Here is a 14497-nt window from a genome sequence, read left to right on the forward strand (position 1 = left end):
CTAAAAAAAAGCGCTGGCAATAATATCGCCAACGCTTTTCCCAACAAAAACTTAATCTACTATTAAATCACTCAACGACCATCATCTTGTCGTTTACGGAAACTTTATCGCCATCCGTGATAAACACTTCTTTCACCACACCGTCGATCGGGCTGCGGATCTCATTCTCCATCTTCATGGCTACCAGGACACAAAGCGGCGTACCGGCTTTCACTTCGTCACCTGCTTTCACGTTCACTTTCAGGATCACGCCCGGCATCTGTGCCGTGATAACCTGACGGCCTACCGCGACAGACTGGATACGCGACAGACGCATCTTCTTCAGTTCGTCGATTACCTGTACCTGGAAATAATCGCCTTTGTTCTTGACCTCATACACATCGTCTGAGATATTGGATATCTGGACACCATGCGATTTATGATTAAGAATGATGGAATAGATGCTATCCCCTCCCACATTATAATCGACATTGTATATCTTACCGTTCACGGAGACTTTCTTTACCGGGCCGTCTTCGAGTATTTCCACCTTGAATTCGGTGTCCGGCATATCGTTCACTGTTGCAAAATAGGTTGCTAATGCTTTTGACATAATCAGATCCTCCTTTTAATAGTTATTGGCAGTCATCTGCAGTTTACCGTAATATTTCCATAAAGATTCGCCTACCAGCGGAACAGTCGTCATACGGGCGGAAGCCTCTTTCTCCTGTTCGAAATGTTTGAGGGCGGCTGCTATGACAGCAACCAGCGGATCATTGTTCTGGCGACGTTTCAAGTCTTCCTTGTCAAACTTGGTGTCGATAAAGGTCGTGTCGTAATTCCCTTTCAGGAATGTTTCGTTGTGTAATACACGCTGATGGAACGGGATCGTCGTCTTAATCCCCAGAATCTTATATTCGCGCAGGGCACGTGCCATATTGGAAATGGCCGACTCGCGGTTGCGTCCCCAGGTACATAGCTTGGCGATCATCGGGTCGTAATGCAGGGATACTTCGAACCCGGCATAGGCGGCACTATCCAGACGGACGTTACGTCCTTCGGGGGCTTCACGCACCTTGATAATACCCGGTGAAGGCATAAAGTTATTTTCCGGATCTTCCGCGTAGATACGACATTCGATGGCGGCTCCCCTGAACTCTACATCTTCCTGTTTGTAGGGCAACGGATTGCCGGCAGCTACCAGGATCATATCGCGAACGAGGTCGACACCCGTAACCTCTTCCGTCACCGGATGTTCCACCTGCAGGCGGGTATTCATTTCCAGGAAGTAGAAGTTCTGGTCTTTATCCATCATAAACTCCAACGTTCCGGCACTGTAATAACCGATCTTCTTACAGGCTTCCACGGCTACGGCAAGCATCTTCCGGCGTGTCTCCTCCTTCACAAAGGGAGACGGGGATTCTTCGATCACCTTCTGGTTACGACGCTGGATGGAACATTCGCGTTCGTAGAGGTGGATCACATTTCCGTATTTATCTCCCAATACCTGCACTTCGATATGGTGCGGGTTCTCAATATATTTTTCGATATAAATCGCATCGTTCCCGAACGAGTTACCGGCTTCGGAACGCGACAGGCGGAAGGCTTCTTCCAGTCCCGCTTCCTCACGTACGAGTCGCATACCTTTACCACCGCCACCGGCCAGGGCTTTCAGCATGATCGGATAGCCGACTTCCTTCGCCACTTTGCGTATCTCGGCAATATCCGAGACAGGTTCTTCCGTACCGGGCACAACAGGTACTCCGGCCGCTTTCATAATCTTGCGGGCTTCCGTCTTTATTCCCATGCGGGCGATAACGTCGGCACTCGGGCCGATAAAGATTACCCCTTCTTCCTCGCAACGGCGGGCGAAGTCGGCATTCTCCGACAGGAAACCGTATCCCGGATGGATGGCGGCACCGGTCTTTTGGGCTATCTGCAGGATTACATCCGGTTTCAGATAGGAAGTATCCGTTTCATTTTCTGAAATACAATAAGCTTCTTCTGCATATCGTACATGCAAGGCTCCCCGGTCTACATGCGTGTAGATCGCAACGGTAGGTATATTCATTACGCGGCAGGTACGAAAGATTCGCATCGCAATTTCGCCGCGGTTGGCTACTAATACTTTCTTTATCATAATCGTTCGCGTATTAAAGTGGTAAATTGGAATGTTTCTTCGGCGGGTTCGACTGCCGTTTGTTGGCAAGCAGTTCGAAACTGCGGATCAGGCGGGCACGGGTGCCGGAGGGTTCAATGATTTCGTCGACATAGCCCAGTTCGGCAGCGCGGTACGGATTAGCGAACTTCTCGCGATAATCGTCCTGAAGTTCCTTACGCTTCTTTTCCACATCTTCCGCTTTCTTCAGTTCCTTGCGGAACAGGATATTTACGGCACCATCGGGGCCCATTACGGCGATCTCGGCAGTCGGATAAGCGAAGTTGATATCTCCGCGTATATGTTTGGAGCTCATTACATCGTAGGCACCACCATAAGCCTTGCGGGTAATAACCGTTACTTTCGGGACAGTCGCCTCACAATAAGCATAAAGCAGTTTGGCTCCATGACGGATAATACCTTCATATTCCTGATTAACGCCCGGAAGGAATCCCGGAACATCTACCAGCGTAAGCAGCGGTATATTGAAAGCATCGCAGAAACGGACAAAGCGTGCAGCCTTCACCGATGAATTGATATCGAGTGTCCCGGCCATGACAGAGGGCTGATTGGCAACCACCCCGATCGTTTTACCATTCAGGCGGATATAACCGATCACGATATTCTTGGCATATTCTTCCTGTACTTCGAAAAAGTTGTGATCGTCCGCTACCGATTCAATCAATTCCTTCATGTCATACGGTTGGTTCGGATTGGTGGGGATCAGTTTGTTGAGTTGTTCGTCGATGCGGTTGGCACTGTCGGTTGTCGGAATAAACGGAGGTTCCTCCATGTTGTTGCTCGGCAGGAACGACATCAGTTCGCGTATCTTCAGGATACAATCCATATCGTTATCTCCCGTGAAATGAGCTACTCCCGAACGGCTGCTATGAACTTCCGAGCCGCCCAACTCCTGCATCGTCACTTCTTCCTGCGTTACACTCTTTACCACTTCCGGCCCGGTGATAAACATATAACTGGAGTCTTTTACCATAAAGATAAAATCAGTCAAGGCCGGCGAATAAACCGCTCCACCTGCACACGGCCCCATGATCGCACTGATCTGCGGGATCACACCGGAAGCCATCGAATTACGCAGGAATATTTCCGCATAACCGGCCAACGACCGTACGCCTTCCTGGATACGTGCACCACCCGAGTCGTTCAACCCGATCACAGGTGCTCCCAGTTGCATGGCCATATCCATGATCTTGCAAATCTTCCGGGCATAGGTTTCCGAAAGAGCACCACCAAATACAGTAAAGTCCTGTGCAAAAACAAATACGGTACGTTTTCCGATCAGTCCGTATCCGGTTACGACCCCATCGCCCAGCGGACGTTGTTTTTCCAGCCCGAACTCCGTGCATCGATGGGTTACAAACTTGTCTACTTCCACGAAACTTCCCTTTTCCAGTAGAAGTTCGATACGCTCACGGGCTGTAAGTTTACCCGCTGCATGTTGTTTCGCGATACGGTCTTCACCGCCTCCCAGCTCTGCCTGATGGTTTAGAGCAGCCAATTGATCAATTTTCTCTTTCATGGCGATTGTCGGTTTTTATTGATTGATGAACTTAAAATTGCTTGCTAAATCATGTATCTCGCAAAAATAAGAGTAACATATATCTTAAACTGTATGATAAATTACACAGTAAAGAACACTTCATCTTTTAATGTTCTTACAATATAAACATTTGCAGGAACGTAATAGTTATGAAAACCGATTGAATTTATTGATGAGGAGATTGATATAATTTATATCCAGCAGGAATAAAAGTTTTATTCCTAACTGTTGATTTGTGTCTTGCAAGTTAAAATATACAAATTTCTCTCTTTTTGTTATCGTGATATAAAATCTTTTTCTTTTATTTGTCTGACAAATAAGATTAATACGAATTATAAATCTAATATATACTTATGGATTCTTTAAAATTACATAGTCAGACCTTTACATTAGTAGACCAGGTCGAAGATAAACTACTCAACTATCTCAAGGAAAAAGATTTGCGCACAGGAGATCCAATCCCCAATGAACTGGAACTGGCCGCAGCCCTTGGCGTTGCCCGCAGTGTTTTACGCGAAGCATTAAGCCGTTTGAAAATGATGGGCATGATAGAAAGCCGTACCCGTAGAGGAATGATTTTGCGGGAACCTTCCATTTTGGGTGGAATGAAACGGGTAGTCGATCCACGTATATTAAGCGAAGAAGCTTTGTTCGATATTCTCGGTTTCAGAATCGCCCTTGAAATAGGGATGTGTAGCGACTTGTTTCGAAATATAACTCCTGAAGATATTGCAGAATTAGAGGAGATAGTAAAAATGGGTATTGTTTTTGAGAACAACGAATATGCTCCGGTAAGTGAATTCAGGTTCCATGCAAAACTGTATGAAATAACCGGTAATAAAACAATTTCTGAATTTCAGGAAATAATTCATCCTGTCATGGTGTTTGTTAAAAACAAATTCAAAGATTTGCTCGAACCCATCAATATCGAGATGAAAGAAAAAGACCAGATAGTTACCCACGCAGACTTGCTTGAATATCTAAAGAAAAAAGATGAAACGGGTTACCGCAAAGCAATCGAACTACATTTTGAAGTTTACAAGAGATTTATGAATAGCAAAACATAAAAACCGATCAACAAATTGTCATACCATGTCTAATACATTTAAAATAAAAACACTTTTCTGGATTTGCCTTTTTACAGTTTTCCAGGTAAAGGCTAATACCAGAAGCATTTCATCCGAATATCCGGATATGGAAAAAATAGAATGGAGCAACACATTGGCTTTGCCTGAAATTAACGGAAAGGCAAACATTGGTATTGCGGGAGCATTCTCCGGATTTATCGGCAGCAACCTGCTTGTAGGCGGTGGCGCTAATTTTCCGGATGCCACCCCTTGGAATGGTGGTCATAAAACCTGGTGGAATACATTATATTATATTAATGTACAGGATCCGGATGCTAAATGGAATATTATAAAGGAATGTTTACCTAGAACATTAGCATATGGAAATTCTATTGAATTGCCTTCCGGCATCTTATGTATCGGAGGATGCGATTCCACACAATGTTATAGTGATGTTTTCTTACTTCAATTAAAAGATGGAAAAGTAAAAATAGATACAGACTGGCCTTCTTTACCAGTTCCGCTAGCAAACTCAACCGGCGTTCTGTTGGATAATAAAATTTACATTGCCGGTGGTCAGGAAAGAATGGATGTGCAGGAAGCAAACGGACATTTCTTTATGCTTGACCTGGCAAACAGCAAAAAAGGATGGAAGACACTTCCTACCTGGCCGGGAGCCCCCCGCGGATATGCCGTTAGTGCTGCTCAAAGCGATGGCTTTGACAAATGTTTCTATCTTTTCAGCGGACGTAACTATAAAGCCGACGGATCCGTTGAGGTATTAACGGATGGATTTGCCTATAATCCACGACTAAATATCTGGAAAAAATTAGATCTGCAATTCCCGGTGATGGCCGGAACAGCGATAGCAACAGGAGCAAATCATATTCTTTTCTTAGGCGGTGTACCACAATTAATATCTGGTTCCGATAAACATCCCGGATTTGATAACACTGTCCGTCTATACCATACTATTACGAATACGTTGATTGAAAAAGAGACAGCGCCCTACTCTATTCCCGTTACAACAAACATTGCCCGTAAAGATAATTCGTTTTATCTCACAAGCGGAGAGATAAAACCTGGTATCCGTACTCCTCAAATACTAAAAGGAGAAATTATACCTTTTGAAAAAGGACTGGGCGTAGTGAACACTATCGTCATTATTCTATACTTTGCATCATTGGCCTGGATAGGTTACTATTTCTCGAAAAAACAAAAGAACACGGACGATTATTTCAAAGGGGGTGGCCGTTTACCTTGGTGGGCTGTGGGATTAAGTATTTTCGGTACAAGCCTTAGTGCGATCACTTTTATGTCTATTCCGGCAAAGTCCTACTCGTCTGATTGGAGCTATATGTTAGTCAATGCAGGTATATTAATGGTTGTTCCTATTATCCTGTATTTATTCATTCCATTTTATCGGAAACTGAATGTAACAACGGCTTACGAATATCTAGAACAACGATTTAACTCGTTAATCCGTGTCATTTGCAGTTTGGCTTTTATTCTGTTCCAGATTGGAAGAATGGGGATTGTCTTATTTTTGCCTGCAATTGCATTGAACGTTGTAACAGGTTTCGACATATTTCTTTGTATCGGCTTGATGGGGATTTTAAGCCTGATATATACAATGATGGGAGGTATTGAAGCTGTGGTATGGACAGATGCTTTACAAGTTGTCGTTTTACTGGGAGGTGCGATTCTTGTTGTTATAATCGCAGTCGCTAATATTCCGGATGGCTTTTCCGGTGTCATCCGGGAAGCTGCTTCCGATAATAAATTTGACCTGGGTAGTTTAAATTTCGATTTAAAGCAATCTACTTTATGGACTGTACTGATCGCAACCTTCTTTACTAATCTAACGACTTACGGAACCGATCAAACTATGGTGCAACGATATATGACAACAGAAACAGAAAAGCAAGCCAAGAAAAGTGTCCTGACAAATGCTTTTCTTACTATTCCTGCAACCTTACTGTTTTTCTTTGTCGGAACAGTTCTTTACGTTTATTATAAGCATAGCCCGGCAGAGTTGAGTCTAACTATTACAGATGGTGATGCCATCCTACCCTGGTATATTTATTCTGAATTGCCACAAGGGGTAACAGGCCTGTTAATATCCGGTATTTTCGCGGCTGCCATGTCGACACTCAGTAGTAGTATGAATTCAGCCGCCACAGCATATATTGTCGATATCCATAGTAAAATAGTTACTGATGATTCGAAAAACAGTCTGCATGCAGCTAAAATTTCCACATTATTATTAGGTATAGCCGGTATTGCTTTTGCTTATACAATGGCAACCTGGGAAATAAAGTCATTATGGGATGAATTCAATAAAATACTAGGAATAATCCTGGGTAGCTTAGGAGGACTTTTCTTACTGGGAATGATCACCAGAAGAGCTAATGCAACCGGGGCTTTATGCGGAATAATCGGTAGCATATTCATTCAACTTATTATGATTCATTTCCAATACGTTCATCTACTCTTATATACAACAACAGGGTTTATCTCTTGTTTCGTTATCGGATATATAGCAAGCCTGGTTATACCGGGTCACAAAAAGAATATCGATCATCTGACTATTTACAAAATATTTTCTAAAAAATAATGACATGAAGAATTATCAACGTCTGAAAGGATTGATTGCAGCATCCTTTACTCCTATGGATGCTCATGGAAAAGTAAACCTTTTCGCAATCGACAAGTATGCCGACCTAATGGCTGAATCAGGTATGACAGGAGTATTCGTGTGCGGAACAACAGGAGAATCCCTGTCACTCACAACAGAAGAACGCAAAAATATTCTGGAACAATGGATTAAATCAGCGAACCACCGTTTCAAAGTAATTGCGCATGTTGGAAGCAACTCACAGTTTGAAGCTATGGAATTGGCCCGTCATGCAACTGAAGCAGGTGCAGATGCCATCGCATCGATGGCCCCGTGTTTCTTTAAACCTGGAAGCGTGAAAGAGTTAATTGCATTTTTTGCTCCGATAGCAGAATCTGCAAAAGAATTACCTTTCTACTATTATAATATGCCGTCAATGACCGGGGTGTCTCTATCTGTTGCTGCATTTCTGGAAGAAGGTAAAAAAGTAATGCCCAATCTTGTCGGAACCAAATTCACCCATAACAATCTAATGGAGATGGGAGAATGCCTGGCATTAAATAATGGTGAGTTTGAAGTACTTCACGGATACGATGAAATTCTGATATCCGGACTTGCATTTGGCGCAGTTGCCGGCGTTGGCAGCACCTATAATTATCTTCCGGATGTGTATCACGGCATCCTGAAAGCAATGGAAGAAGGCGATATGCAAAAAGCCAGGGAACTTCAGATGAAATCAATTGAAATAGTAAAAATAATCATTAAATACGGAGGAGGTGTAAGAGGAGGAAAAGCAATTATGAATCTGATAGGAATAGAATGCGGACAATGCAGATTACCCATTTCGCCTGTAAGCGATGAAGAATACGATATGCTGAAAAACGATTTGTATAAAATCGGCTTTTTACCAAAATAAAAAAGACACGGGGAATAAAAACTTTGGTCGGTTGCCTATTCCCCGGTGTCGATCTTAAAATAACACTATTTTAAAACCAGTACAAAGATGAATAAAATTAATTATTTATGTCTACTATTGATCCTTTTATTATTCCCTTTTATCTCGGTTTCCGCTCAGGAAGTGAATATTTCAGGTGTTGTAATAGATAATGAAGGACTAACGATGCCCGGCGTTTCCGTGGCTGTTAAAGGTGCCACATCCGGTACGATCACAGATCTGGATGGCAAATTCAATATCAGTGTACCTAAAGGAACTACACTTATTTTCTCTTTTATAGGATATACGACGAAAGAAGTGAAAGTAGGAAACGAATCTATTTTAAATATCACTTTAAATGCATCTACGGTTGGTCTGGATGAAGTTGTCGTTGTCGGTTACGGCACACAATCGAGAAGAACCATCACATCTGCTATTACTAAAGTCAGCGGAGATGCATTAAAGAATGTGCCAGTAAATACGATCGGCGAAGGTTTGAAAGGCAAAATTGCCGGAGCCAGGTTGTATTCCAACAACAATACTCCGGGTGCCGATGCAACCATCCGTATCCGAGGAGGTTCCTCTATCAACAAAAGCAACGATCCGCTGATCCTTGTCGATGGTGTCGAACGCGCTTTTTCCGGTATTAACCCCAATGATATCGAGTCTATCGAAGTACTGAAAGACGCAGCATCTACTGCCATTTACGGATCAAGAGCCTCAAACGGTGTTATCCTGATCACGACGAAAAAAGGGTCAGCCAACCAGGCTCCCCGGATTACATTCGAAGCAAATGTAGCTCTGCAACAGGCTGAAACATTATATGATTTCATGAGTGCCGAAGATTACCTGAACATCGTCCGCCCTGCAGTGGCTGTCGGTCCGAATTCAAGATATAATTCGATGGATGGCTATTCTGCCAGTTCCGGTAATACGGCATCTTCCATTTATTCTACACGTTACCTGAGAGATGGGGAAAGTGTTCCGGCAGGATATAAATCGATGCCTGACCCACTTGATCCAAGCAAGACACTGATCTTTCAGGATAATAACTTTCAGGATGAAATCTATAAAAATGCTTTATGGCAGAATTATTATGTAGGTATTGACGGCGGAAGCGATGCAGTCAGATACAGTGCAAGTGTCGGCTATACGGATGATGGCGGTGTGGCCTTGGCTACCGATTATTCCCGTCTTAGCATGCGTAATAATCTGGATGTAAAAATCAACAGCAAATTATCTCTTGCTGCAGGTTTCGACTATTCCAAAACAAACTCATCCGAATATCCCAACCAAATGAATGTGATATCCAGAGGTCTGGCAACGCCACCCACACAGAAAAAATATAATGAAGACGGTACGCCGACCAAAGGTTATAACGCGACTTCTCCCAACCCGCTATGGTACCAATATTACAACGACCAGAGTAAGGAGGAAAAACGTTTGTCCGCTTTCGGTAAACTGACTTATCGCATTATCGACGGATTAAGAGCCGACGTTCAATTGTCTACCTATAACCACCATTGGAGAAGCGACAGTTTCGAGAAAGCAAACGAATTCAGCGGTTTACGTACAACTACAGCAAAATTCGGCGAACTAGATAGAAACAAACTGGAAGCGTACGGTACATATAACAAAACAATCAAAGATCATTCTTTCTCCATCATGGCTGGTTATTCGTATCAGAAAGATAAAAACCAAACAATGGAAGCGACTGTCACAGGTGCAAGCTCCGATAAAGTACCGACATTAACAGCAGGCCCTAATAAAAAAGATGCCAAGAGTGACTTTACAGACGACGTTACAATCGGCTACTTTGGACGTTTATCCTATGATTTCCAGAAAAAATATTTATTCTCGGCAACATTCCGGGAAGATGCATCCTCACGTTTTGCAAGTGGCAATCAATGGGGTTTCTTCCCCGGCGCATCTGTAGGCTGGGTGATGTCGGACGAAAGTTTTATGCAAAACGCTAAAGCTATCGATAACCTGAAATGGCGTATCAGCTACGGTCAGACAGGGAACAATACGATCGGACTGTATGATGCTTATGGCAAATACTCTACGGATGCCAAATACGACGGTGTAGCCGGTATCGTCCCCTCTACTATGCCTAACCTGGGATTAACTTGGGAGGTTTCGACACAGCTGGATGCCGGTTTCGATTTATCGATGTTTAATAACCGCTTAAACATCAATGCCGATTATTTCGACAAAAGAACTGACAATCTGCTATTCAGTAAAGAGCTGCCTAACACGTCCGGATTTGAAGACGTACAAACAAATATCGGTAAGGTTAAATTCTACGGTTTCGATATTGAAATAGGTTCAACCAACATTGAAACAAAAGATTTCACATGGACATCCAAGTTTACCTGGAGTTTTGTAAAAAACAAAGTACTGAAACTACCGGATAACGGCCGCGATAAAAACCGTATCGGAGGTATTACCTTAGCCGACGGAACGGCCTTTGGCGGAACCGCAGAAGGAGAATCTCTGTATAGTTATTATGGCTACGTTGTCGATCATATCCTTGAAACTCAACAACAGGCGGATAATGCAATGTATGACAGTTCCGCCAAAGGTTACCGTCATTCGGATGGTAAGAATATAGCAGGACGTAAAGAAGTCGGCGACTACGAATGGAAGAATCGCGAAGGTAGCCAGACACGCGACGGAAAAGATTATATCGACAGCCAGGACCAGTTCTTACTGGGTTACACTGTGCCACATTCCACAGGTGGATTGAACAACAATTTCACTTATAAGAATTTCACTCTGAATATCTTCCTGGATTGGGCTTTGGGACATTCCATCAATAACAATTCCGAAATGCGTTATTTCATGAATACATTTGCCAATAACTACACTTTGATCGATGAAGTGAAACAATGTTGGACACAACCAGGGGACAACACAAAATACGCACGTTTCACAGCCAACGACCCGGATGACGGTAACGCAAACTTCAGCCGTACTTCTAACATATTCAATTATAAAGGTGATTATTTGTGTATCCGCGAGATCAGTCTGCAATATAATGTACCGACCAATAAATTGGTCAAACTGGGTATTCAGAATCTTGCTTTCACGCTGGCCGGTAATAATCTGCATTATTTTACAGCAGTAAAGGGTGTTTCTCCCGAAGTAGGAGCCTCTACCACTTATAATAAAGATTACTATAACTACCCTCCTATTCGTAAATATTCGATCGGAGTTAAAGTGACATTCTAAAACAAAAGAATCTTTTAAGCTATAAAACAATAGTATTATGAAAATTAAGACAATAATATCAATATTACTGGCAGGAACCCTGTTCGCTTCATGCCACGGTGACCTGGACATCATTCAGAAAAGCGAAGTTTCTGCCAACTCCATGTGGCAAGACGAAGGAGATGCTACTTCTGCCATGTACGGTATGTTCAATAAATTCAGAGCAGCCTTTAATACCGGTTACATTTACTGGGGCGAATATAGAACAGGATTATGGGGAGACGGTTTAACCAGTCAGACAGCTCGCGATCAGGTCTATCAAAACCAGATTCCTACCAGCCACGGATATGCAAACTGGAAAGATTTGTACACAACGATCAATAATGCTAACCTTATTCTGAAATATACTCCCGATATTGCCTTCAACAGTGAAGAGACAAAGAATAAGATATTGGCAAATGCCTATTATGTAAGAGCGTTCTGTTATTACTGGATCGGACGTGTATGGGGCGATGCTCCGGTTTTACTGGAAGGTTTCGAATCAGACCAACAGGAAGGTTTATTCCCGACACGTCAACCGGCAGATGATGTATTCAGACAAGTAGGCGAAGACATCGACAATGCACTGACTCTTATACCTGCTTCCGTTAAAGACCGGAATCTGGCATCACCAGGATCGATCAATATGCTGAAAGCCGATTACAATTTGTGGATGTATAAGGTTAGAAGTGCTGGTGAATCTGCATTGAATAACGCGAATACAGCAGTTCAGGCTGTATTGGGTAATTCTGATTATTCCTTGGAAGAAGATTACGGAAATATCTTCTATAATGAACTAGGCAATGAAATTATATTTGCATGGAGTTATATTCAGGACGAATATACAGGCGGTTACCCGGGTGACTATCTGGTGCCTTCCCAATATGTGTCGGCCGAAGCTATAGAGAACCCTGTAAAAGTGGGAAGTCATCAGCAATGGTGTTTCTACACGGAAGACTATAAGGCATTACTTTCAGAAAATAAAGACGATCAACGGACGATCCTAAGTTTTGAAACCTATTTTGATGAGCCGAAGAATGCCACTTTCCAATGGATCAATAAATTTGCCGGGACATGGACAAACGGGACACGTATCTTCGATTCCGACATCATTGTATACCGCTATGCTGATGCAATCCTGTTTGATGCGGAGATCAAAATGGCTAAAAACGATATATCCGGAGCTGTCGCTTCCCTGAACAGGATTGCCGAACGGGCTTATGGCAAAGAAAACTTCTATCCTGCTTCCATCTCTGCGCCCGATCTGAACGAAGCGATCGTCACAGAACGTATGAAGGAATTTGCTGCCGAAGGTAAACTTTGGTGGGACTTTATCCGTCTGGGTGTCGTATTTAAGAAAGCTCCTTATCTGGTAGGTCGCGACAATGAACAGAACGTATTATTATGGCCGGTAGCTCAGACATCTATCAACAAGAATCCGAATATCACGCAGACACCGGGCTACGACAAATAAAATAACTTATATGCACGTTAATACATACTGGCAGAGGAACATTTCTCTGCCAGAGTTATGAGTCCGCAAATCTCTTTGAACTGGTTACAGACTACCATATCATTACCGAATTTTTTAATAAATAATCTCAAATCAATTTAAGTTATGAAGAAAATGATAGCAACTTGCTCTATTCTGCTGATGCTACTCAGTATTTCACTACAAGCCCAGGAAAACCCGACAACCGACGTTTTTCAAAAAGGACAAGACGGCTATGCCTGTTTCCGCATCCCGGCTATTGTCCGATCCAAAGCAGGTACTTTGCTGGCCTTTGCCGAAGCTCGAAGGAACAGCTGCTCGGATACCGGTAATATCGATCTGGTAGTAAAACGTTCGGAGGATGGCGGTAAGACCTGGAGCAAAGCAATTACTGTATGGGACGACGGAGACAATGTATGCGGAAACCCCGCTCCTATTGTAGATCAGGAAACCGGACGCATTATTCTGGTAACCTGCTGGAATCTGGGAGAAGACCACGAAAAAGAGATCATCGATGGGAAAAGCAAAGATAGCCGCTGCATATATGTACTCTCTTCGGACAACGACGGGATAAGCTGGTCTGCTCCCAAAGAAATCAGTTCTTCCGTAAAGCATCCGGACTGGACCTGGTATGCAACCGGTCCCTGTCATGGTATTCAACTGCAAAGCAAAAAGTATAAAGGACGGTTAGTCGTATCAGCCAATCACATGGTAGCCGGTACTAAAACATATCATTCCCAGCTTATCTATTCCGACGACAAGGGTGAAACCTGGAAACTGGGCGGGATAGTCAGCAAACACGGTGGAAATGAGAGTAGTGTAGTCGAACTTGAAAATGGAAACCTTATGTTGAATATGCGGAACTACAACCGAGAAGAAAGCAAATCGCGCAGCTACGTTATCAGTGAAGACGGTGGAGAAACCGTTTCCGAAATGCAATATCTGCCGGAACTGATAGAGCCCATTTGCCAGGGAAGCACGTTGAACTACATGAAGAACGGCAAAATAAGCAACAACATCCTGTTCTCGAATCCTGCATCCACGGATAAAAGGGAGAAAATGACAATCAAACTGAGCGAGAATAACGGTAAAACATGGCCATATGCTTTCCCTGTCTATTCCGGCCCCTCGGCCTATTCCGATTTAGTGAATCTACCAGACGGAAACATCGGGCTACTATACGAATATGGTACCGACAATGCATACGAAAAGATAGGCTTCACTTGTATCTCTTTCGAGACTCTGAAGAAACTCTGATCCGAAAGCCCGAAAGATAGATTTTATAAACTAGTCCAGATAAAACAACGAGCAAAAGTTTCAATCTGTTTCATGCACTGAAACTTTTGTTTCACATAAGAGAAACATTTGTTCCACCCTAATGAAACACTTGTTTCACTATACTGAAACAAAATAAAATAAATAAGTGCTTGAAGATTA

At 43.1% G+C, this 14497-nt stretch carries 9 protein-coding genes; 6 read left to right on the forward strand and 3 right to left on the reverse strand.

What is annotated here, in order from left to right; genetic code table 11:
- Nucleotides 1-67: 67 nt before the first annotated feature.
- Genes HMPREF1536_RS21020 through HMPREF1536_RS21030 form a run of 3 tightly spaced genes read right to left on the reverse strand, consistent with a single transcriptional unit; the run spans nt 68 to nt 3677 of the window.
- Entirely contained in the window at nt 68-592 is a 525-nt protein-coding gene (locus HMPREF1536_RS21020; RefSeq protein WP_028729192.1) for a biotin/lipoyl-containing protein, read from the reverse strand.
- Nucleotides 593-607: 15 nt separating this feature from the next.
- Nucleotides 608-2119: an acetyl-CoA carboxylase biotin carboxylase subunit gene (gene accC / locus HMPREF1536_RS21025; protein WP_028729191.1), complete on the reverse strand. Its 1512-nt coding sequence runs from the start codon at nt 2117-2119 to the stop codon at nt 608-610.
- Between the two features lie 13 nt (nt 2120-2132).
- Nucleotides 2133-3677 (reverse strand): acyl-CoA carboxylase subunit beta, encoded by a 1545-nt coding sequence (locus tag HMPREF1536_RS21030; RefSeq protein WP_028729190.1) that lies wholly within the window; start codon nt 3675-3677, stop codon nt 2133-2135.
- Between the two features lie 374 nt (nt 3678-4051).
- Here HMPREF1536_RS21030 and HMPREF1536_RS21035 point away from each other — a divergent pair, with 374 nt between their 5' ends.
- The 6 genes from HMPREF1536_RS21035 (at nt 4052) to HMPREF1536_RS21060 (ending at nt 14317) form a co-directional block, all read left to right on the forward strand.
- Nucleotides 4052-4765, forward strand: a complete 714-nt coding sequence (locus HMPREF1536_RS21035) for a FadR/GntR family transcriptional regulator (protein WP_028729189.1) — start codon at nt 4052-4054, stop codon at nt 4763-4765.
- Nucleotides 4766-4790: 25 nt separating this feature from the next.
- Nucleotides 4791-7382, forward strand: coding sequence for a sodium:solute symporter family protein (locus tag HMPREF1536_RS21040; protein WP_028729188.1), 2592 nt, complete (start codon nt 4791-4793; stop codon nt 7380-7382).
- A gap of 4 nt (nt 7383-7386) precedes the next feature.
- Nucleotides 7387-8298, forward strand: coding sequence for a dihydrodipicolinate synthase family protein (locus tag HMPREF1536_RS21045; RefSeq protein WP_028729187.1), 912 nt, complete (start codon nt 7387-7389; stop codon nt 8296-8298).
- An 87-nt stretch (nt 8299-8385) separates the two neighbouring features.
- Nucleotides 8386-11550 carry a SusC/RagA family TonB-linked outer membrane protein gene (locus HMPREF1536_RS21050; RefSeq protein WP_028729186.1) on the forward strand — a complete coding sequence of 1055 codons (3165 nt, stop codon included), beginning with the start codon at nt 8386-8388 and terminating at the stop codon, nt 11548-11550.
- Nucleotides 11551-11587: 37 nt separating this feature from the next.
- Entirely contained in the window at nt 11588-13042 is a 1455-nt protein-coding gene (locus HMPREF1536_RS21055) for a RagB/SusD family nutrient uptake outer membrane protein (protein ID WP_028729185.1), read from the forward strand.
- A 144-nt stretch (nt 13043-13186) separates the two neighbouring features.
- Nucleotides 13187-14317 (forward strand): sialidase family protein, encoded by a 1131-nt coding sequence (locus tag HMPREF1536_RS21060; RefSeq protein ID WP_028729184.1) that lies wholly within the window; start codon nt 13187-13189, stop codon nt 14315-14317.
- Nucleotides 14318-14497 lie beyond the last annotated feature (180 nt).

Source organism: Parabacteroides gordonii MS-1 = DSM 23371 (assembly GCF_000969825.1).
Classification (GTDB): domain Bacteria; phylum Bacteroidota; class Bacteroidia; order Bacteroidales; family Tannerellaceae; genus Parabacteroides; species Parabacteroides gordonii.